The 23,254-nt window shown below is 29.4% G+C and carries 12 protein-coding genes, 1 other RNA gene and 1 pseudogene; 8 read left to right on the top strand and 6 right to left on the bottom strand.

The genetic code is table 11. The annotated features are described in order from the left end of the window. Positions 1-21: 21 nt before the first annotated feature. From rnpB to BQ5450_RS03280, 3 genes are all read left to right on the top strand, one after another. An RNA gene (gene rnpB / locus BQ5450_RS03290) (RNase P RNA component class A) lies at positions 22-346 on the top strand. A 168-nt stretch (positions 347-514) separates the two neighbouring features. Then, positions 515-1,639 (top strand): C40 family peptidase, encoded by a 1,125-nt coding sequence (locus BQ5450_RS03285; protein ID WP_010244748.1) that lies wholly within the window; start codon positions 515-517, stop codon positions 1,637-1,639. A 480-nt stretch (positions 1,640-2,119) separates the two neighbouring features. Continuing rightward, positions 2,120-8,767, top strand: a complete 6,648-nt coding sequence (locus BQ5450_RS03280; protein ID WP_071125975.1) for a S8 family serine peptidase — start codon at positions 2,120-2,122, stop codon at positions 8,765-8,767. 563 nt (positions 8,768-9,330) lie between these two features. Here the strand turns inward: BQ5450_RS03280 and BQ5450_RS03275 are convergent. The 5 genes from BQ5450_RS03275 to BQ5450_RS03255 all read right to left on the bottom strand — a co-directional run bounded on the left by BQ5450_RS03275 (position 9,331) and on the right by BQ5450_RS03255 (position 16,669). Then, positions 9,331-9,627, bottom strand: a complete 297-nt coding sequence (locus tag BQ5450_RS03275) for a hypothetical protein (protein ID WP_071125974.1) — start codon at positions 9,625-9,627, stop codon at positions 9,331-9,333. Then, positions 9,608-11,635 carry a PHP domain-containing protein gene (locus tag BQ5450_RS03270; RefSeq protein WP_071125973.1) on the bottom strand — a complete coding sequence of 676 codons (2,028 nt, stop codon included), beginning with the start codon at positions 11,633-11,635 and terminating at the stop codon, positions 9,608-9,610. The genes BQ5450_RS03275 and BQ5450_RS03270 overlap by 20 nt, the downstream gene beginning before the upstream one ends. Before the next feature lie 34 nt (positions 11,636-11,669). Continuing rightward, positions 11,670-12,782, bottom strand: coding sequence for a restriction endonuclease subunit S (locus BQ5450_RS03265; protein ID WP_083379706.1), 1,113 nt, complete (start codon positions 12,780-12,782; stop codon positions 11,670-11,672). A 29-nt stretch (positions 12,783-12,811) separates the two neighbouring features. Further along, complete coding sequence (locus BQ5450_RS03260; protein ID WP_071125971.1) at positions 12,812-14,851, bottom strand: HsdM family class I SAM-dependent methyltransferase; 2,040 nt, start codon at positions 14,849-14,851, stop codon at positions 12,812-12,814. 825 nt (positions 14,852-15,676) lie between these two features. Then, positions 15,677-16,669 carry a helix-turn-helix domain-containing protein gene (locus BQ5450_RS03255; RefSeq protein WP_071125970.1) on the bottom strand — a complete coding sequence of 331 codons (993 nt, stop codon included), beginning with the start codon at positions 16,667-16,669 and terminating at the stop codon, positions 15,677-15,679. Between the two features lie 160 nt (positions 16,670-16,829). On the opposite strand from BQ5450_RS03255, the pseudogene BQ5450_RS03250 reads away from it, so the two are divergent. The 5 genes and pseudogenes from BQ5450_RS03250 to BQ5450_RS03230 form a co-directional block, all read left to right on the top strand. Continuing rightward, a pseudogene (locus tag BQ5450_RS03250) lies at positions 16,830-17,399 on the top strand (ABC transporter transmembrane domain-containing protein); the annotation flags it as partial. A gap of 7 nt (positions 17,400-17,406) precedes the next feature. After that, positions 17,407-18,699 carry an MATE family efflux transporter gene (locus BQ5450_RS03245; RefSeq protein ID WP_108720823.1) on the top strand — a complete coding sequence of 431 codons (1,293 nt, stop codon included), beginning with the start codon at positions 17,407-17,409 and terminating at the stop codon, positions 18,697-18,699. Between the two features lie 58 nt (positions 18,700-18,757). Beyond that, positions 18,758-19,342, top strand: coding sequence for an MptD family putative ECF transporter S component (locus BQ5450_RS03240; RefSeq protein WP_071125968.1), 585 nt, complete (start codon positions 18,758-18,760; stop codon positions 19,340-19,342). Next, positions 19,342-20,031: an energy-coupling factor transporter transmembrane component T family protein gene (locus BQ5450_RS03235; protein ID WP_071125967.1), complete on the top strand. Its 690-nt coding sequence runs from the start codon at positions 19,342-19,344 to the stop codon at positions 20,029-20,031. The genes BQ5450_RS03240 and BQ5450_RS03235 overlap by 1 nt, the downstream gene beginning before the upstream one ends. Then, positions 20,025-21,389, top strand: a complete 1,365-nt coding sequence (locus BQ5450_RS03230; protein ID WP_071125966.1) for an ABC transporter ATP-binding protein — start codon at positions 20,025-20,027, stop codon at positions 21,387-21,389. Before BQ5450_RS03235 ends, BQ5450_RS03230 begins: the two co-directional genes overlap by 7 nt. Positions 21,390-21,649: 260 nt before the next feature. On the opposite strand, the gene BQ5450_RS03225 is transcribed toward BQ5450_RS03230, so the two are convergent. Continuing rightward, positions 21,650-23,155 (bottom strand): IS1182 family transposase, encoded by a 1,506-nt coding sequence (locus BQ5450_RS03225; RefSeq protein WP_071125965.1) that lies wholly within the window; start codon positions 23,153-23,155, stop codon positions 21,650-21,652. Positions 23,156-23,254: the final 99 nt, after the last annotated feature.

Raw genomic sequence — 23,254 nt, 5'->3', positions numbered from 1 at the left:
ATAAATGGTAAAATATTTTGGTAAGTAAATTGGTCAACTGCACAAATGTGAGGAAAGTCCGCGCTCCATAGAGCAGGGATGCTGGTTAACGACCAGTGGGGGCGACCCCAAGGCAAGTGCAACAGAGATATACCGCCATAATGGTAAGGGTGGAAAGGCGAGGTAAGAGCTCACCAGATTATTAGTGATAATAATGCTATGTAAACCCCATTCGGAGCAAGACCAAATAGGAATAACAGATGTTGCTCGCATCTGCCGGTAGGTAGGTTGCTAAAGATTATAGGCGACTATAATTTAAGATTGATAGTTGATTAAACAGAACGCGGCTTATAGATTTGCTTACTACATAAACAACAAAAAGTTACAAATTAGTTAAAATTTTCTTAACTTTTTTGTAACTTTTTGTTGTTTTTTTGTAATAACTTTGCTATACTTAATTAGTAATAAAAATTGAGCTAGAGGTCTAACTATTTTTAGACAGAATATAAAATTGATAGTATAGGAGTTGTTAGTATTGTTTTCCTTAAAAAATAAATTGCCGCTAGGCTTAGTTGCACTTTGCGCAGTTTCAGTAGTAGGCATGAAAGATACAGGAGTATTTATTAACGAACATGTACAAAAAACATATAGTGGAAATGAAATTAAATTTGCAATAGGTGAAAAAGTAGAAGTACTTGAAAACAAAGGAGATAATTATTATATTTCTAAAGGCAAAGCAAAAGTTACAGTTCCACAGGATAAAATTTTACTTACAGAAGTAAATCTTCCTACTTATAAAGTTGTTAAAGCAAGTCCAATTTTAGATGACAATGGCAAAATTATTAGAAGTCTTTTTCTAGATGAATATGCAGTGTTTGTTTCAGAAAATGGAAATAATGTTAAAATTAAATGCAATGATGGCACTGTTGGAAATGTAGATAAGTCTGCACTTAAGAAAGTTTCTGATAGAAGAAATAATGTAACGGAAGTTGAAGTTAAAAATAAAACTGTTGCAAAAAATGGCAGTGGTAAAAAATTAAATTTAAATAAAAATCAAGTTGTAAATGTTGTCAATTACAACAATGGAAATTTTGTAATTGAAGAAAATGGAAATTCTTACAATGTTGATGCTAAAAATTTAAATATTGTTTCTGGAAAGAAAGCCGAAAGAAACGAAGAAGAAACATTTAGAGATGATGAAAAAGAAATTCAAGAAACAATAAAACGTCAAGAAAAAGATAGACAAAAGGAATCAAGACAAATTCAAAAATTCCCAGCTACAGCTTCTTCTATTGCTTCAAAGGTAATAATGTCTGCTGAAAATAAAATTGGTTCTACATATGTTTATGGAGATACTGGCAAGGAAGGATATGATTGTTCAGGGCTTGTATATTCAATTTACAATGATGAACTTGGAATTTCAATTCCAAGAGCTTCTTTTTCACAATCAACTTGTGGAAAACAAGTATCAAAATCTGACTTACAAGAAGGAGATTTAGTTTTCTTTAACACAACAGGAAATGGTGTGAGTCATGTTGGTATTTATATTGGAGGGGGCAAGTTTATACACGCTTCTTCTGGTCAAGGAAAAGTAGTAACTTCTTCACTAAGTGAAGAATATTATGAAGATACTTACGTAAACGCAACACGCGTGTTATAATTTAAAATTAAAAATGTTCTAAAATATCTGTTGAGAGATACAAAAATATTCCTCAACAGATATTTTTTTGCAAAAAATAACACTTGTACTCCAATATCCTTTAAAATAAAGAACAAAATGTACATAAAGTAGGAATATAAGTGTGTAGGATTAAATAAGAACTTAATTTTAAAGGATATTTTAATTTAAGTAAAATCAATAAAATTTTATTTGAATTAATTTTTATAAATATTTCTGAAATTTATTTAAATAATGAAAAGAGGACATTAAAAAATTTAAAAATTATTTATATAAACGAGAATACAACAGGGATTTGAACGAGGGAATAATCTTAATATTTTTAATTTTAAGCTTTACAAAAAAAGAAAAAAATTCATAGAAGAAAGTATATTGAAAAAATAATTTTTAAATGCTAAACTCAAATAGTTAAAGAAAATGATGATAATTATTATCATCAAATAAAAATTGTTTGGAGGTAGTATGGGTAAAAATTTAAGAAAATTTTCTTCTCTTAGTTTGTCGATGATTTTTGTTATGAGTTCATTTAATGGAGTTTTTGCTGAAAGCAATCTAGGCAGAGATTCTTTAAGTGAAACTGAAAAAATTGTTAGAAATCAAAAGGAAATGAACTTAAAGAAAAGTAAAATACTTGAAGATTTTGAAAATGAAGAACCTAGTTTAAAGGTTAAAAGAGAAAAAGTAGTTTATTTTGTAGAGTTTTATGATAATGCTAATAAGGAAGAGGTTATACAGAAACTAAAACAAATTAAGGATTTAAAAGTTTTGTATGAGTATGATATTTTGTTTAAAGCAGTGTCTGTTGAAACTTATCCTGAAGAACTTGATAATTTAAAAAATATCAAGGGAGTAAAGGAAGTCGAGAGAGCTGGAAAATTAGTTCCACTTATGGAAAATGCAAGAAAACTTGTTGGAGTAGATAGTGCAAGTGAATATCTTAAAAGTTTAAACGCTATAAATGCAAATCTTGGAAAGAATTATGACGGGCGTGGAATGGTTATTGCAAACATAGATACAGGGATGGATGCTACTCACAAAGCTATGCGTATTGATGATGATGCAAAAGGATCTTTAAAGATAAAGAAAGAAGATTTAAAGGGTTCTGATAAAGAATTTTGGCTATCTGATAAAGTTCCTCATTCTTTTAATTACTTAAATGGCGGGAAGATAACAACAGAAAAATATGATGATGGTTCAGATTATTATGATCCACATGGTATGCATATTGCAGGAATTTTAGCTGCTAATGATACTAAAGAAGACATAGAAGCACATAAAGGAATACGAGGTATTGCACCCAATGCACAACTTTTTTCTTATAAGATGTACTCTGATGCAAGCGATGGTTTTGCTGGGGATGAAACTATGTTTCACGCCTTTGAAGACTGTATCAAACACGATGTTGATGTAATTTCTGTTTCATCTGGATTTACTGGAACTGGTTTAGTTGGAGAAAAATATTGGTATGGAATTAGAGCACTTAGAAAAGCAGGTATTCCTATTTGTGTTGCAACAGGAAATTATGCAACTTCATCTTCTAGTTCTTCATGGGATAGATTTGCAAATAATTCTTTAAAGATGACGGATACAGGAAATGTTACTAGAACTGCTGCTCATGAAGATGCAATAGCTGTTGCTTCGTCTAGAAATACAAAAATCAATTATGAAGGTGTAAATATTGGTGGAAGAGATTTTAGATATTCGCAAATTGGAGCTTTCTTTGATAAAAATAATTTTCCTCAAGGTAAATATAATTTTATCTATTTGGGGCAGTGTCAAGATGATGATATCTCTGGAAAAGATTTAAAAGATAAAATTGTTGTAATGGATAGAATTTACACTAAGGAGTTAAAATATTCTTTCAAAAAAGTTTTTGACAAGGGTGCAAAGGGCGTAATAGTAGTAAATACTGTATCTTATTACAATAGAGATGATTGGGAAAATATCCCTGCAATGGGCTATGAAGAAGATGAAAATACAAAAGTGCCAGTATTTTCTGTTTCAGGAATGGACGGAAAGTTAATTTGGGATATGATTTGCAGTAGAACTCCTGATGACAAGGAAGATTTTAGGGGAAAAGATGCAGATTATAGAATTGACATGGAAAAATATAATTCCAAGAAGCCAAAAGTTGGAGATGAAAGAGAACTTAGTCTAAAGTTTTTAGACCATAAAATTGCGTGGAAAGATACTAATGTACCTGCTGGTTCAACTTCGTGGGGACCTAGGATTGATTTAATGTTAAAGCCAGATGTTTCAGCTCCTGGTAAAAATATTTATTCAACTTTAAATAAAATAAATGGAGTGGACAATTATCAATATATGTCGGGAACCTCTATGGCAACACCAGTTGTTTCTGCATCTACAGTTTTAATAAGACCAAGAGTAAAAGAACTTGTAGAAGAACCAGTTATAAAGTCTAGAGGAATTGATATTACTTCACTTACAAAGATAATGCTACAAAATACATCAACTCCAATGATTGATCCAACAACTGATGATGGAAATGGAAATTATTTATTTGCATCTCCAAGGCAACAAGGTTCAGGACTTATAAATGTTGAAAAAGCTTTAAAGAATAATTTAATTGTTTCATATAAAGTGGAAGATTCAAAAGGAGAAATGAATTCTTATGGTGCTGTTTCTCTAAAAGAAATTAAATCAGATAAAAAAGATTTTACAATTAATATAGATAATCCTTCAGACAAAGATATAACTGTAAAGGTGAGTGCATCAAAGGTTACAACTGATGGTGAAATAACAAAGAAAAAATTGGACGAACAATATAAAGACGAAAAAAGTGAAGATGGAAAAAAAGAAGTTGCAGAAATTCATCCTAAAGAAGTTGCAGGAGCAAGTTTAACTTTTGCACAAGATGAGATTACAATTCCTGCAAGGGGATCCTTTGATTTGGGAGCAACGTTAAATCTTGGCGAAGCAAAAAATAAAGATCAGTTCGTCGAGTCTTTTATAAAATTTGAATCAAAAGAAGAAGGAACGGACAAAGTAAATCCTCAGCCATCACTTTCAATGCCAGTAATGGGTTTTGCTGGAGATTGGAATAAAGAACCAATTGTAGATAAATGGGCTTGGGAAGAAGGTTCAAGATCCAAGGGAATCGTGGGCTATGATGATGAAGGAAATCCAAAAATCCCAGGAACATTAAATAGAGGTCGTGGTGGAGAACATGGAATAGATTTATTTAAACCTGCTGGTGTAATTCAAAATAGAGAAACTGAAAATAAAACTCTAGACCAAGATCCTGAATTATTTGCTTTTAATAATTCGCAAGATTTTACAATGAGTTCCACAGGTGATAGTAAAATTATTTCAAACAATGAAATTGACAGAGGACTTACTCCAAGTCCACTAATTTTAAGATCAGCATCTGACTGCAAAATTTCTATTGTAAATACAATGGATGAAAAAAATCAAAAAGACCTTAAAGTTATTACAGTGGATCATTTTATAAAGGGAATTTTAAATTCAAAGAGAAGTGATGCAAAGGGAATTAAAAGTTCAAAATTAAAAGTAGATGGAGATTTGAGATGGGATGGATTAATTTATAATCCTCACGCAGAAGACGAAACTGATCCAAATTATGTTGAGGGAAAATTTGATGCCATAGCAGAGGGTCAATATTATTATAAATTCCAGTACAGACTTTCTCCAAAATATCCATATCAAGTTTCATATATTCCTGTGAAAATTGACAGAACTCCTCCACAAATTGTCAGCGTAAATGCAGAAAATCCTGACGAAATTATTTTGAAAGTAAAAGACACTTATCATGTTCAAAATGATCCAGGAAAAACTTTATTTGCAAGAGATCAAGAAAAAAATCCAAATGAATTTAAAGAAGAAAATAATAAAATTTGGTTTGCAGGTGCAGCTTTTGTAGATGAGTATGGAGATATAGAAGAAAATTTAAAAGTAATAAATACGGGAAAAGTGGACAAGTATGGAAGCTTTGAAATGGATAGCGATGGAAATTCTGTCTATAAAATTCTTGGAGCAAATAAAAATCTTCTCGGTAAAACTTTAGAAATTGCAGCACTTGATGGAGCCTCAAACTTTACAAATCTTTACAGGATAAAATTTGACAACGAAGTAAAAGATGGAAAGTTAGCTTATTTCTTAGAAGGCAAAGAAGATGAAAAGCTTGGAGAAATTGATGCATCTAAACTTAAAAATGTAGAAATAAAAGAAGAAGATAAAAAAGATAGCTCTGAAAATAATAAAGAAGACAAAACTCACAATAATTATGGAAATCCTGAAATAAGTGTAAATAAAGATAGTTCTTATATAAAAGAACTTTCTGAAGAAGATACAAAAAGAATTATAAAACCAAGGGAAATAAAAGTTACAAATGAATTTACAGGAGAAGAAAGCACAGATTATGACTATGGAGATATTAAATCAGTAGATGAATATGGAATTCCTTCTAAATATTCTGATGGATCTTTAATGGAATTTGAAGATAGTGATGTAAGTTCATTAGAGAGCATGGGATATATTGGAAAGATTGTCCCAGATTCAAAAGGTGGCTTTGATGTAGAAGGAGAAGTTAGAAATGTATCTCCTGATGCAAAAATTTACTTTAGATCTACTAGAATGTCAAAGACAAATAAAAGAGAAGAATTGAAAAAAGTTCCTTATTCTTATGATGAAGAAAATCACAGTTTTAAATTTAACTTGTGGGGAAATAAGGATGATGTAGACAATAATAAAGGAATTGACTACAAAGGAGATATCGAATTATTTGTAGTAGACAGTGGCAAAACAAGCAAGAGTATTTTTTTAAGAATGCCAAAAGAAATAAATGAAAGTGTAGAAAAAAAGCAAAAGCCTAAACTTTTAACTTCACAAAAAAGTATTATTGAACTTGGCGAAGCAGAACTTGGTGGAGAATTAAAAGAAGAAAGGGATGAGAATGGAAATATTTTTTACAGAGTAAAGGACGAACTTAGAATAGAAAAGGGCTATGGAGTTAGAGTTATTTCTAGAAATCCTGGCAAGACTGGTTTAGATTCCAATTACACTGAAGATTTTAAAAATAATGACGAAGACACAAAAATTGTTTATGCAAATATAAAAGGTCTAGATGGTTTTAATGTAATTAGATATGAAATTTATAAATTAGATGGAAGTGAAGAATTTAAAGAAGAAAATTTAGTTGAGGAAATGGGCAAGTGTCTTTACATCGATAGAGATGGAGTTAAATTAGATATGGATCCAGATACATTTAATCCTTACAGTGATGGAGAAAATGGTGAGCTTTATGTTAGAAAAAGTCCATATGTTTTGAGAGGAAGGATTGGCGATAAGGGTGGATTTAATTGGCACCTTAGAATAAATGAATCAATGGTTGACCAATATTTAATTTATGGAGATTTAAAATCTGATAACTCAAAGGATTTTGAAGTTAAATTAGATGTAAGAGATAATGATGTAATGGATTGGTCTGCAAAAGACTATAAGCTAAATAGTCCACAAAATGGAATTCTTTCACAATATAGAATTTATATGGACAGTGTAAAACCAGAAATTAAGTTGTCTAAAGATGCGATTGGTGAAAATGACTTTCTATTAAATTATAAAGAAGGAAAAATTTATTTGAATATTTCTGATAAAAGAGATGAAGATAAACTAGGTCGCATAGAAAAAAGTAAAATTTATGTAAATGGTAAAGAATTTGATTTTAATAGAAGTCTTGAAAATTATGCAAGAGATGGAAAAGTTGAAATAAAAGTAAGTGCTTCTGACTATGCAAGAAATACAAGTGTAAAAATTTATAACATAGATTTAGATACAGATGAAATTTCAGAAGTAGAAAATAAAAATGTAAAAATAAAAGTAAATGGAAAAGAAGAACTTGTAAAACAGGGAGAGGATTTTGTACTTCCAGAATTTACTGGACAAAATGATAGTCATAAAAAATTCACAGGATGGAATGTAAGAGGAGTTACACAAAAGCCAGGTCATGTTTTTATAGCACAAGAAGATATTGAAATTGACCCAGTTTTTGAAGAAATTAGTCAGAACAAATATACTATAAAATTTGAATCAAATGGAGGAAGTGGAAAAATCCCAGATATTGTTGCAGATGAAAATGAAGAAATAGAATTGCCACGAAATACTTTTGATGCACCAGAGAATAAAATATTTGATGCTTGGATAGTTTCAGGCGATAGAGATAAGAAGAATGCAGGAGATAAAATAAAAGTTGATTCAGATATAACTGTAACAGCTCTTTGGAAAGACGTAAGTGGCAAAAAAGAAAAAGATGATCAAAATTCATCTAATGAAGAAAATCCAAGAGATAATAAAAGGCCATCAGATGAAGAAAAACCAAAGGATAATAAAAAACTAGCAAATGACGAAAATCCTTTAGACAATAAAAAGTCAACAGAAAGTGATACTAATGATACCAAAGAAAATTCTTTTGATAAGAAAAATAAAGATGAAAAGAATAATAAAGAAACAGGTAGAAGTCACAAGAAAAGCACAAAAGTTGATACAAGGACTTACAAAAATGATAAATCTAAAAGTTTATTCTCATCTTATGATACAAATTCAAGTAATATAGAAAATCACTGGGCAAAGGATGCTATTAATTATGTAGTAAATAAAGATTATTTCAAGAATATTGCAGAATTAAATAATTTTATGCCAGATAGAAATCTAACTAGGGCAGAATTTGTAACGATACTTGGAAGAGTTGCAAATGTAGACACAAATAAATACAAAGACAAAGTATTTAGTGATGTAGATGAAAATAAATATTATGCAGCTTATATAGATTGGGCTTATAAGAATAAAATAGCAAGTGGATTTGGCGACAATACCTTTAAACCAGACAAAGAACTTACTAGAGAAGAAATGTGTGCCTTTTTATCAAGATTTAACAAGGTTAATAAATTAAATAACAAAGAAGAAAATATTAATATTTCCTTTAAAGATGAAAAAGACATTTCAGATTGGGCAAAAGACTCTGTAAAAGAAATGGTTAGACTTGGTTTGATAAAGGGAATGGATGATGGAAACTTTAATCCAAAAGAGAAATTAACAAGAGCACAAATTTCACAAGTTGTATATAGTATGAAGTAAAGTAAATTATAAAAATTACGGTACTGTTGCAAAATAGAATAAAACAAAAAAACGGCTCGAATATGGCGAAAGCCGTTTTTTTTGTTTCGATAAAATTAAGGTATGAACAATCCATTAATTTATCAAAATAAGCTTACCTTAAATCGTTTAACTTTGTAATTAAGTTTAAACTTTAACATAAAAACTTGCTTTGATGATGGGAAAGTTGGTTTTTATACATATCCATACAAAAATAGTGCTAATGATTCCCCACCGACACTATTTATTATAGAATCTATATTATCAAGAGGATTGTTCATATACAAGCTATTCACAGTTTCTCAATTTAAAAGGTGCTTTGATTATTGTTACACTTAGATTTTAGATTGGCTTAATCAAGCTAATTTTACTACATTTTCTTTTATTCCCATTCTTCTTTTTCAAACGTACGATATATACCAAACCATTCAAAATACGAGATTCTATTTTTTAGAGTACCACTAATTCCACCTAATTATAGGACGTTTTCAGATTTTTAGTCCCGTCCCAGTCCCAGTACCGGAGAACTTCTAATAATACTTATCTTATTTACTGTATTTTTCTATTATATCGTTGTATCTTTGAGTATTTTCATCAATTATATTATCTCTTTCTCGATATATATCATTTATCTTCTGATAAATGCTTTTATAAATTATCTTGTGAGCTTCATTTTTAATAAGCGTATCATCAAACTCTTCTAACTCAAAATCATCCTCATCTATACATTTTTCTATAAGTTTTATTAAATCATCACCTGTTATGTCCGAAATTAATTTCCAGTTATCTGAACTGCTCAATCTAAAGTATACATTGCTATTTTCAATTTTTGTGTAATTCATATGTGCTCTCTCTTTCCTTATATGCCTCTTCACCTGCTTCTAGTGAATCCATTAAGATTTTATAAGTTTCAATAGTATCATCATCATTATCAAAACATGTTAAAGTTTTTGAAGCTATGTTACCACTATATATTTTGAACTTGATATCTTCATTAGTCGATTCTCTCTTAGTATACAATATATAATCTGGCTTTATTGACAACCCTGTTGTATTATTATGAGTAGCTAAAATAACCGGCATTTTTTTCGAAATATCTTTTACCATATTATTAACTTCTAAATTTAAGAAGATATTATCAAAAGAAGATTCTGGCTCATCAATAAGAAGAATATCATAATCGTTAGCTGATTTTATTTCATTAAGTAAATTATATTCTGTTCTTTCTCCACCTGATGCTGATAATTTAAATTCATTAACTATATCAAACTTTACATTAACATAATATTTCCAATAATCAACTTTTGGAATATTTGCTTCACTTAAATTTTGTAGATACTTGTAACCATCTTTATATGAAGACTTAAATATATCAGCTAAAGCAACACTAGTTTTTGCATGTTCTTTTATTTCGCTAACATTTTTATAATATCCTGTTTTCATTATTAATGTAAACTTCCCAATTTTATCTAATTCAATTGTTCGTTCTTTCTTTACCAATTCACAAATATCATTAAATTTTTCTATTTTGCTTTGTGAAATTAAATACTCTTTTAAACCTACATCTACGATTCTATTAGATATGGTTTTAACTTCTAACTTCGGCTTAACATCTTCAATTATTTCGTTTGCTTTTTGTCTTATTATATTTTCTCTACATATGCTTTTTGCTAATTTAGATAGCTCTATTACTAGGTTTTTAAGATCAATTATATTTAGGTGACTTTCGATTATATCTTTGTACTCTATATTTATAATTAAATTTTCAACGCTATTAATCAATTTATCTAGTGATTTAATTTCTTTTCTGGAATATAAATTCTGTGTATAGAGTTTTGATTTTGAAAAAACATCTCTTCTTTCTTCTTCATTTGCAAATTTCAATAAAGACTCTACATACTCATCTATATTCTTCTTTATTTTTTTAAAATCAATATTCGATATTTCTTCGATTAAGTTTTTAAAATCTAAAAACCTATTTTCTCCTTGAATGCTATTTTCATTGCTTAAGCGAACATCGAATTCTTTATTATCCAAATTTTGTTTATCTAATAAAGAAAATTGTCTAATATACTTTACATTTTCATTACTGCTTTCAACTTTATTTAAAAAATAAGATTTTCCACTTGATCTAGCCCCTAACAATACATTTAAACCTGTTGAAACTTGAAAGGATTCATTATTTATCGGAAATAGAGAATTAGACTCATCAATAGTTAACTTAACTTTATTTCTATCTGAAAAAGCTAATTTGATTGAGTTAAGAGAATCATTATCTATATCTAAATAAATTCTTCCTCTCTTTTTTATATCCAGATCAGTGCTAATTCTAATATCACTAAACCAAACTGGGACAAAATTATCATTGGTCTTATATTCCCTTAAAAAATCTTTTATACTAGATACTTCTATTGCATCTATATATTTATCCATTTCTTTGATAATTTGAATAGGTACTTTTGGCTTTTTAGGATTATGCGGAATCAATAAGTATTTTTCTAAATCTCCAAATATTTCCACTAATTCATCCTTATAAATATAATCGCTTGAACTTTCAATTCTTTTTTCAACCTTTTTACATTTTCTTGAAAAATCTTCTAATTCTTCATCCTCACTTAATAGTAGTAAATGTCCACCTTCAAAATTAATCTCTATTCCTGGAAGAACTTTAATATCTAATTCATTACAAATTTCTTTGAATTGCTCAATATCAAATAAATTATGATTTGTAATTCCGATTATATCTAATTTCATTGAATCGACATATCTAATTAAAGATTCCATCGAAAATGTAAATTGACTATCACTAATTGATTTAACAGTATGAATATGCAAGTCTACAGCTTTCATAAACTAACTCCCTTTATAATATCTCTCTAATATATTATTCCGTATATCTTATTACATCTTTTATAACTTTAGATTTTTTATCCGAATAAATTACAACATCTTTTATTACCAACTTTTTAATGGCTTGTGTTAAATTTTCCATATAGTTAAAATCAATTTCTCCATTTGAGTCTACAGGAAGTTTAACATATTTATTCTTAACTACATTCCATCCACCTAATTTGTTTTTATATGAATATATTGGTAGGTCAGTAACTTTATTAATGCAAGATACTGCAAATAAATAACCATTAGGGCTTAATTCTATTTCTTTATTTTTCCATTCAATAGCGTAAGCATCTGATAGTACAGAAAACTCCCTTGATTGGTAATATGACCTATATACATCGCTATTAGAAGGTATAGAAATTACATTTTTTAGCACAGTAGCATTTGTTTCAGGTGCATAATAATTTAGACCTTGGTTCATAAAACTTGAAGTCAAAAGAGGAAGTATATAATTATCTTTAGGCTCTTTAGGAAGTTCTTTTGCTTTATATGGTAATTTTTTTGTTTTTATTCTTTCAAATAAATCTCCCATTTTAAATTCATGCCACTCAACTTTCTCTAAATTATAAATTGCATTTATTTCTTCATCATTTAGTTTATAATCTTTTAATCCTGTAACATTTAGATAAGATTCTAGCTCGGCGACACGCTGAGCTTCTAGCTTGGCGACAAAAGATTCCATAAAATCATAATCTATTTTCCCGTTTTTGCTTGGGAGTTTTATTTTCAAATCTTTTATTTTGTTCCAAGAACACATATTTTGATAACCAAATAAACTAGGTAAATAACTAAGAGCACTTGTGATTGAAACCCCTATATTCCTACTAATTTCAAACTTAGGGATGAGTGCAAATACTCGAGCGTGCGTTACAATTTTATATTTAAACTGTCTAAAGAAAGAATAACCAAACATATCAACTGTAATAGTATTTCTATCAATAATTTTTGCATTAACGTCAGATTTCCCTAATACTCCATTATTAGTTAAACCAGCAGTTATTACATACTCTCCCAAGTCGTTAATATGATCTTTTTGTATATCGAAGTCTCCAGATTCACCATCAAACAAATCTCCAATCCTATATTCGCCCCACTCAATATTTTGGAGTTTTTCATTGAGTAGGGCATCTATTTTTTTAAATACTTGTCCTCACTTTCATTTTTCATAATAGCTGATACTTCCCAAGCTAAAAAGTCTGCTACTGTTCTTTTGAAATCATTAAGGGTCGGTCTTTTATCAATAGGTGCTGACTGATTCCAATCCGATCCATTTTCTGGGTCAATGTTTCCTTCGTAGTATTCTTTTTCAGTAAATATATTTAATTTACTCTTACCAAATCTCACAAGATCTACGACTTCTTGATATCTTTCTTTTGCTCTGTCTGTATCTTTTAAATTGTTTGATGATTTTTTTCTATCACTTCTTGTATAACCATCATTAGCAAAATCTATAAATTTAACAATTTCATCTTTTTGATGAGCTTCTCCAACTCTAAATACATATATATTAGTTTGAACACTTGATTTACCTATGAACAAATCTATTGGCATCCTTATACTTGCTAGTAGCGTATTATTTTCCAATATTTTTTTATTATATTCTTTTGCCTTTCCACTACCTGCTGAATTCTGAATAATAATCGCAGCATAACCCTTATTCATCATAGACAAGGCTTTTTCTACAAAAATCATTCCACAACCATCAGCTGAATATGGTGGATTTAAAACAAAAGCTGTAGCAGGGAATTCTTCATCAGTCTTGTCAAAACCATATCTACCATCAAAATCTATAAGAGAATCTTGATTTATAATATTAGATGAACCATCGCCCATAAGAATCATATTCAGTATTGCTAGCATATAAATATTAGGTAAGAGCTCTATTCCTAATAATTGTTCTGCTTTAATCTTAGCGATTTTTTTCTCTAATTCCAACGGTGATTTGATTTTCTCTTTAGCATCAATCATCATTTCATTCATTGCCGCAACTAATAGACCTGCTGACCCTGTTGCAAAATCCCACACATAAGAATCTTTATCAACTCTCGCAAGTTTAACAAGTAGATGTGCAACATATGCCGGAGTAAGAACAACGTCATTTAACTTATCTTGGCTAAAACCAAGCCAAGAATACATTTCATTGAATAACTTTCCCGTAAAATCAGTCGTTAACCCAATTTTATAATAAATTCCTAAGTCATCTACAATTTTACAAAAAATTCTCTTTAATTGACTTTCTCCATTATAGGGTTTATTTATATTTTCTGATAACAAGGTATTTTTTAGGGTTCTTACAATGAGATTTTGTTTTTTCTCTGGTAAATTTTTATTTTTAAGGAAGGCCTCTATTTTTCTTACAATAATTTCACCATCTGTATTACCATCTTCAGTAGAAGATTGAAGATCTGATTTTTCCAGCGGCCTAACTTTTCCAGGTATGCCTAAAGTTGCCATAATAGATGCAGAAACTAAGTAAACTCTATCATTTTCACTTAATCCTTTTTCTTCTTTATAGATATCAGTGTTAAGCTTTGTAAGAGAAGTCTCAATTTCTTTTTCTCTTTTTTCTCTTAATTTATCTAACTCATCATTAGATAAAGAAAGTTCATTAATTTTTTTTATAAAATCGTTAAAGTTATCTTTATAAAGGAAAGATAAATCTGTGTAATCATCAACTTTTTGACCTATACCCAAATTATCTTTGGATACATAATATACCCCTATAGAATGTTCTATTGATCCATCTATTTTCTTAAAACCAGTAACACCAATAGCAATTATGTTAGTATATGAAGTGTAGTGTAGAATTGCGTTCGCATAATGAATAGCTCCATTAACTGCATATGAATTAATATTTTTATAGTTTGGTGTATTTTTAGTAGTTATGTTATCTACATTTCCATCTTTATTTAGTTTAACTAATTTGTCCTTATATCCCTTATATTCAATTAAAATAGGGTAATAGTTTAAGGCTTCATCTTGTAATAATAATTTAGCATCGGGTCTATTTCCACCAGCTCCACCACTTTTAGAAGCATATTCATTTAATGCCTTGTCTATTTCGTCATTTAAACTTTCTTGCTCTAGTTTATAATCTAATCCATAATCTCTTAGCCAACCATTTACTAAGTCAGCAATATTAGGTTCAATCGATTGTATCTTTGCCATAATTACCTCACATACTCCAGAAGATTTTAAAACTTAAGTTCCAGGACACAACTTTTTTATGTTCTTTTAGATTTAATTTTGTTATAAAAATTAAGCAATATCCTTTAATAGCTCTTTCTTTTTAAAATTTTATATTTACTTTTCTTTTTAAACCTTATCTAAAAAAAATAATCTTAAAATTTTTAATAAACTTTCTTGTACTTATTTTTCGAAAATTAATATCCATCTAATAATAATCATATCATATTTTAAAATCTCTTAGATATCTAAGATTTCAAAAAAATTTTTTATAATTTAAAACTTTATATTTTCGCAAAGCGATTTTTTTATTTGTTGTTTTCAAAAAAAAGACCCTAGTATTAACTAAGGTCTTGCAAGCTTATATTAATTTTATTCCCATTCTTCTTTTCCAAACGTACAATATATCCAAAACCATTCAAAATACTAGATTCTATTTTTTATAATATCACTAAATCCACCTAATTATAGGACGTTTTCAGATTTTTAGTCCCGTCCCAGTCCCAGTACCGGAGAAATATTGTTTTAATATAATATCTCTTTTTGTCTTCTAAGCTCTTAAAAGCAAAAGAACAAGTAGAGAGTAAAGACAAGGATAAAAAGTCCATATTAGGGCAAATAAAAAGCTTTAAGACAGATGACAAAGTTAAGTCAAATAAGAAAGAACATAGCAAAGCAACAGAGAGATAAATATCGGCAGTCTTAGGACTGCCTTTATTTTTTGCCGATTTTTCAAATCAAATTTATTCAGACTATATATGCATATCCACCTAAACTCATATAAAAACATGGCTTGTAAAAATTACTTCAATTACAATAATCGCATTTTAAATTGTGATGTTTGCAAGCTAAACTACGAACCTCACTAGGAAGTTTTCCTTTATATCTTTTGTAATAAATGGAAAATTTGCTATGGGATGTGTATCCAACAGATTCGGATATTTCCTTTATAGGTAGTTCGGTATTTAAGAGAAGAGTTTCAGCTACATTCATTCTTTTTCTTTGGGTGTATTCTGTAATGCTTTGACCATATTTTTCTTTAAACAAATTTTTTAATTTTGTTCCGCTCATTTTAGATATTTTTTCAAGGGTTTCTTGATTTACATTCATGGCGAAATGATCATCTAAGAATCTTGCCACATCTTCAAGTGCTTTATTATCATCAGATTCAATTTTATATTTTTTCCTATTTAAGTAGGTATTGATTACAATACTTACCCATTCATTTGCTTTGGCTTTAAAGAAAAAATCAGCGGCAGGAGGGTCCATCTTACAATTTAATATTTCCATTGCCACTTTTTCTAAGGATTTTGTAAGAATTATTTGATTCGGTTGAAGTAAAGATGAATAAAATGATTCCGGATTAATGTTAATAGATGCTAAATGTTTTTCTATTAGCTCTTTTTTAAAACCAATGGAAACAGCAAGATAACAACAATTCTCGTGTAATAAAAAAACAAAATCGTCTTTTATATTGTCAAAGTCAAAAGTACATAAAGAGTTTGCGGTAAGATTTTGATATGGATTAAATTTTTCTCCATTTGCGCTGACAATGTAACTTGAATAAATTGAAACATAATCTGCCATGCTATAAGTGCTATTTTGAATTACTTCTTCTCTGATATAAAAATCATGGACATCAATAATAAATCCATCTTCTTCATAGAACCAATAAAGCCCTTCTGCATAAGTTGAATCATCTTTACTCCAACAAAAAGTGTGCCCTGCACTTGAATACTTCTTATTGTTTTTACATTCATCCACTTTCATATATTCTTTTACAAAATCATAATATGACATAATACACCTATCCCTTTTAGACAATATTCCAATTAGCCTTATTAATTCAAAACTATTGTATTAGCAATTATAACCGATATATAATATGAAAGCAATGATACTTATTATCAAATAAGGAAATTTATATCTAAAAGGGATATCAAAGAAAGGAGATATGATTATGAAGATTTACAAAAAACTATTTGCTTATGTAGAGGATAAAAAATATCTTGGGGTTTTAGCTATAGTTTTTTCTGCTATATCTGCTGTGCTTACGGTATATGGATATTATATAATCTACAAATTTCTAGATAAGTTAATAATTAATTCAAATTTATCTGGTGCAGAGAGATTAGCATTAAAATCTGTTATTACACTAACAATTGGAGCGGTATTTTATTTTGTTTCAGGAATGTTTTCACACATCTTGGGATTTAGGCTTGAAACAAATTTGAGGAAAAGAGGGATCGATGGTTTAGAGAAAGCTAGTTTTAGGTTCTTTGACTTGAATCCATCTGGTCAAATAAGAAAGATAATAGATGACAACGCCGCACAAACTCATCAGGTTGTAGCTCACATGATTCCAGATAGCTCTCAGGCAATAGTTACACCTATACTTGTCCTTGTACTAGGCTTTATAGTAAGTATAAGAGTTGGCATAACCTTGCTTGCTCTTACAATAATTGGTGGCTTAATTTTAGGGGCAATGATGGGTGAACAAGAATTTATGAAGATATACCAAGAAGCCATTGTCTTTAATGTTTCAATTATCTATACCAGCAGTAATTGGGATGGTAGTTATAGGCCTATATCCACTTATGGATGGAATATTTGCTGGACAAATAATTGGTGAGAATGCTATGGCGGCTTGCTCAATAGCTATGCCACTTACATTTTTTAATAATGGGATTGCAACGCTTATAGGGATAGGTTCGGCATCCATTTTATCAAGAGCCATGGGAAAAGGTGATAATGATACTATAGACAAACTTATGGGAAATCTTATCTATTGGGTTATCTTTTTTTCAACGATTATAACAATAGGAGGAATACTTCTAGGACCATATTTTTTAGATTTAGTTGGAGCAACAGGAGAAATAAAGGCATTAGGAATAAGATATTTAAGAGTAATATTTATAGGTTCAATATTTGTAAACTTTACCCAGTCAGCTAATATGGTAATGCGTGGTGAAGGTCTTATGAAAAGAGCAATGACTATTATGGGACTTGGTGCCTTTATCAATATAGCTCTTGATCCAATACTAATGAAATTAATGGGTGATTATGCCATTGAGGGAGCAGCTATAGCAACTGTAACAGCACAAATAATTCAAGCTATTATTACTCTTTATTATTTTAAAAATAAAAGTGAAAATGTAAAAATAGGGAAAATAAAAAAAGAAAAAGATATATCAAAGGAAATGTTTGGAGTAGGAGTATCAGCTATGATTATGCAAGTATTTTTCATGGTTCAGCAAACATTGCTTTATAGACAAGCTTTTAAATACGGAGGAGATTCAAATGCAATATTAATGTCAGCAACTTTGAGATTTTATGGATTTTCATTTATACCAATTTGGGGAATGAGTCAGGGGTTACAGCCGATTATTGGTACAAACTTTGGAGCAAAACAATACGATAGAGTAAAGGAAACTATGAAGATATTTTCTATAGGAGGAACAGTACTTGCAGCAATTTTTTGGTTACCAGCACAAGTATTTTCAAAACAGTTACTTGGTTTATTTAAAGTAAGTCAGGATATAATTTCAAGCGGAGTTAATAATTTCAGAATGTTCTATTCAGTATTTATTCTTTATGGAATTATGATTATGACAATAACTTTTTTCCAAGCGATAGGGGATGGAAAAAAAGCTGGAATGATTGTAATGTTAAGACAGCTAATACTACTTGCTCCAGCCTTACTTATATTACCAAGAGTATTTGGAGCAGGGGCTGTTTGGTGGACAGAACCAGTTGTAGATTTTACTATGATAATGGTAGGTTTAGCAATGCAAGCAAAGGCTCTTTCAAATATGAATGTAAATGATTAAAAATAAAATAAAAAGAAAAACAAAAATAGCAGAAGAATTTATTTATTAGTAGGTTAAAATGGATAATAAAAAATTAAAAGTAAAAGATTTAGTAAGCATTGGTGTTTTTACTGTAATATATTTCGCCTTGATGTTTGGAATTGGCATGATGGGCATGATTCCGATATTGTTTTTAATATACCCGACAGTATTAGCCATAGTTGCAGGAACTGTAGTTATGTTATTTATGACTAAGGTTCAAAAACCATGGGCGTTATTTATATTCGGTATGATATCACCGCTTGTGATGTTTGCTATGGGACATACTTATGTAGTGCTGGTGATTTCATTGATAGTAATGATAATAGCTGAGTTGATTAGAAAGATTGGAAATTATAATTCCTTTAAATATAACATGTTAGCTTATGCAGTATTTAGCACATGGATTTGTAGCTCTTTAATGCAAATGCTTTTAGCAAAAGAAAAATATATGGAAATGTCTATGACAATGATGGGAAAAGATTATGTTGATGTATTAGAAAAGTTGATAACTTATCCTCACATGGCTTTAGTAGCCTTAGGTGCTTTCTTAGGAGGAATAATTGGAGCATATATAGGCAAGGCTCTATTGAAGAAACACTTTGAAAAAGCAGGCATTGTATAATGCCTACCTTTTCTTCAAATGCTCCCTTTAATCCAAATCCCATCAGTAAGATATTAGTTGTATTCTTTACGGGATTAACTGTTATGCATAGCATAAATATCCGTTTTGAATTGGCAATAATTTGTATTTTTTCAATTTTGTTTTATTTGAATAGATACAAAAAAACACTTTTCAAATGGATTATTTTATGTGGGATACTTTACTCCTTGCCTAATTTTATGGTGTTATCTGAATTAAACCCTATAGTTAAGATGTTTTTGAGTATACCTATTGTAATTAGAATGTTTATTTTACCATTTATGGCTGCTAGCTTTATGATAAAGACCTCTGATGTAGGTACAATAATTTCGTCAATGGATAAGCTTAAGATCTCAAAGAATGTATCCATACCTATTGCGGTTATGTTTAGATTTTTTCCATCATTTAAAGAAGAGAAGAAAAACATCAAAATGGCTATGAGAGTAAGAGGGATAAATTTTAAAAAACCAATCGAATATCTTGAATATGTTTCAGTGCCACTGCTAATTATATCTTCTAATATTGCAGATGACATTGCAAAAGCGGCAGAAACAAAAGCAATAGAAAATCCAATTGCTAAGACTAGATATATCCGTGTAAAAGTACAGTTAATTGATTTTGTTTATGTTTTAGCTGTTGCTGGACTTATTGTGGGAGGCTTAATATGGTAGAAGTTAAAAATTTAAGCCTTAATTATGGCGAAGAACATATATTAGATGGTATATCACTATCCTTAACTGAGGGAGAGTGCGTGCTATTTACAGGAAAAAGTGGAAGTGGTAAGTCATCTTTAATAAACTCTATCAATGGACTAGCTGTAAGGTATGATAATGCAAAGACAAAGGGCGAAATAGTTATTGATGGCAAAAATATAAAAGATTTGGAACTTTATCAAATCTCAATGCTTGTCTCAACTGTTTTTCAAAATCCTAAGACATATTTCTTTAATGTTAATACTACGTTAGAATTATTATTTTATTTGGAAAATATTGGTCTTGCAAGAGAAGAGATGGACAGGCGTTTGAAGGATATGCTTGAGATATTCCCGATAAAAAATCTTTTGAACAGAGATATATTTAATCTATCCGGCGGTGAGAAACAAATACTTTGCATTGCCGCTTCTTATATAGCAGGCACAAAGATAATAGTTATGGATGAACCTTCATCAAATTTGGATATTAAAAGCATAAGTGTTTTGACACAAATGCTTAAAATACTAAAAGAAAAAGGCATAAGCATAATTGTAGCAGAGCATAGAATTTATTATTTGATGGACATAGTTGATCGTGTATTTTTGATAGATAAAGGCAAACTTAAAAAAACTTATACAAGAAGTGAATTTTTAAAGTTTGATAAAAATGAATTGAACGCTTTAAGTTTAAGGGATAAAGAATTAAGCAAATTAGAAGTTCCTTATTTAAAAGACGGTGGAGAATATCAGATAAAAAATCTTAGCTACAAATTTACTGATGATGAGTGTTTAAGTATAAAAGACATCTCATTTAAGCTTGGAAAAATTTATGGCATAATAGGATCCAATGGACGAGGAAAGTCAACGCTTTTGAGATGCTTAATAGGTCTTGAGAAAAAATCAAAAGAAGAAATTTATTTTAAAGGAGAAAAACTATCCAAGAAAGAAAGGCTGAAAAAATCTTCACTTGTTATGCAAGACGTAAATCATCAATTATTCACAGATGAAGAATTCAAAGAGCTTAGTATAGGAGTAAAGAATTTTGATGAAGAAAAGGCAAAAATCATTTTAAAAGATTTAGGCTTAGACGAATTTAGAGAAAGGCATCCAATGAGTTTGTCAGGAGGACAAAAGCAAAGACTTGCAATAGCCTCCATAATGTGTAAAGACTCTACTTTTGTTTACTATGATGAGCCCACTAGCGGCATGGATTATGCTAATATGATAAAAATATCTGAACTGATTAAAAAATATAGAATTAAAGATAAAATAATTTTTATTGTTTCCCATGATATAGAATTTTTAAATGAAGTGGCAGATGAGATTTTTGAATTGTAAATTAGAGTCTGTTAAACCTGTCTATAGAACTGGAAGATTATTTAAAAATTTAAAAGATACTAAGACATATTGATATTTATTAGAGAATTAACTTCAGGATTTTACGGTATTTATAAACTTCATAATATGTATTTATAGTATTAATATTTTTCGTATCTTTAGGGAAATTCTTTATTGACTTACCATAATTAAAGAGATGACAGATAAAATAAGGTGATGTTATAGAATAGATGATTCTACTCTGTAACATCATTTTTTTATCAAGTATTTAAGTTTAGTGCTATTGATAATAGACATATTTCACTTATTATGTTTTCTTTTCCTCTGTGGTGGAATCTGTTATAGTTTAAGCCTGACTTTATTTTGGAAAATGCTCCTTCGGCTTGAATCGATCTATTTAATCTTTCTTCTATTCCTTGGTCGAATATTATGTTTTTTAAGGTTTCTTCTCTATATTTTTGAAATGTTTCTGCTATGTAGATTCCCTTGCTTTTTTGTCCTTCTTTGTTCCAATCGAAACATCTGTAGACTTTTGTTGTTGTTACGTATCCACTTTTTCTTTTTCTGTATCTGTCATTACATCTTATGAATTCTTTGCCCTCTTGTGATATGTATTTGTCTTGTCTTTCATCGTATTTTAAGCTTTTCCTAAATTCTTGTTCTTTTTTGTATTTTCTTGTTTTCGACTTTTCATAGTTTGATGGTTTTATATAGGATGTTAAATTATTTTCTGCTAAGAATACATAGTTTTCTTCGCTTTCGTATCCTGCATCTGCGACTATCCTGTTTAGTTTATTTGGATATTTTTCTAAAAGGTCTTTTAAGAATGGTTTTAGTGTGTACATGTCACTTGGATGATGGGATATGTTTTCTCCTATGATGAAGCCTGATGCACTTGCTAATTGGATATTGTAGGCTGGTTTTAGTTGGCCGTTTTTCATGTGGTCTTCTTTCATTCTCATGAAGGTTGCATCATGGTCTGTTTTTGAATAGGAATTTCTATAGTCTCCCATTATTTCTAGATGTTTCCTGTAGCTTTCTAGTTTTTCTTTCCAGTCTTTTAAAAGTTCATAGTCCCTTTGTTCTTTTGTTTTTCTTTTTCCTTTTCCGTAAACAAATTTTATTTTTTTCTGTTTGCAATATTTTCTCAATTGATTAAAGATTGTTGTTACTGCTTGAAGTACTTGGTCTGGAATTAGACTTTTACTTAATCCTAGTTCTTCTTTTATCCTCTCTATTAATTTTTCTTGCCACTTTTCTATACTTCCTCGCCATACAAAACTATATCTGTTGGCATAGACTTCTATCTTTGTTCCATCTATATAGATACTTGATAGGTCTATCTGATTTTCTTCTATCAGTATTTGAACTATTTGATTTAGTAAATCTGGTGTTAGTTCTACAATTTTTTGTCTAAATCTGTTTATTGTGCTATGGTCTGGTGGTAGTTCTTTATCGAGTAAGTACTTAATTCTTAAATCATATTTACAAGCTTTTTCTATTCCTCTTGATGTAAATATTCCTTCTGAATAGCAGTATATTATTATTTCTAGCATGGTTACTGGATTTACTTTGGGTTTTCTTCCAAATGATGAATAGACTTTTTTTAGCTCTGATAAGTTCATCCTCTCTATTATATTTTTTACAAGCCTTAGTTTAACATCATCTTGGATATATATTTCTGTATTAAAGTTTAATCTTAGTTGAATTGTATCATTAACTAGTGTATAGTTAGTTAATGGTGATGTATTTGTAGTTGTTTTCATAAATACATTGTATCAAAAAAGACGAGGATTTTTATGTTTCCTCGTCTTTTTTCTATATAGGGGACTTTTGCAACAACCTCTTTAATTATTATTGTTACG

Source organism: Peptoniphilus lacydonensis, assembly GCF_900106515.1.
Lineage (GTDB): Bacteria > Bacillota > Clostridia > Tissierellales > Peptoniphilaceae > Peptoniphilus_A > Peptoniphilus_A lacydonensis.
This window is presented reverse-complemented; position numbering and strand designations above follow the sequence as displayed.

Excerpts from the sequence above, each read along its gene's own strand:
- BQ5450_RS03280 (WP_071125975.1), top strand. The coding sequence starts at position 2,120 with ATGGGTAAAAATTTAAGAAAATTTTCTTCTCTTAGTTTGTCGATGATT.
- BQ5450_RS03275 (WP_071125974.1), bottom strand. The coding sequence starts at position 9,627 with ATGAATTACACAAAAATTGAAAATAGCAATGTATACTTTAGATTGAGC.
- BQ5450_RS03270 (WP_071125973.1), bottom strand. The coding sequence starts at position 11,635 with ATGAAAGCTGTAGACTTGCATATTCATACTGTTAAATCAATTAGTGAT.
- BQ5450_RS03260 (WP_071125971.1), bottom strand. The coding sequence starts at position 14,851 with ATGGCAAAGATACAATCGATTGAACCTAATATTGCTGACTTAGTAAAT.
- BQ5450_RS03255 (WP_071125970.1), bottom strand. The coding sequence starts at position 16,669 with ATGTCATATTATGATTTTGTAAAAGAATATATGAAAGTGGATGAATGT.
- BQ5450_RS03245 (WP_108720823.1), top strand. The coding sequence starts at position 17,407 with ATGTTTCAATTATCTATACCAGCAGTAATTGGGATGGTAGTTATAGGC.
- BQ5450_RS03240 (WP_071125968.1), top strand. The coding sequence starts at position 18,758 with ATGGATAATAAAAAATTAAAAGTAAAAGATTTAGTAAGCATTGGTGTT.
- BQ5450_RS03235 (WP_071125967.1), top strand. The coding sequence starts at position 19,342 with ATGCCTACCTTTTCTTCAAATGCTCCCTTTAATCCAAATCCCATCAGT.
- BQ5450_RS03230 (WP_071125966.1), top strand. The coding sequence starts at position 20,025 with ATGGTAGAAGTTAAAAATTTAAGCCTTAATTATGGCGAAGAACATATA.
- BQ5450_RS03225 (WP_071125965.1), bottom strand. The coding sequence starts at position 23,155 with ATGAAAACAACTACAAATACATCACCATTAACTAACTATACACTAGTT.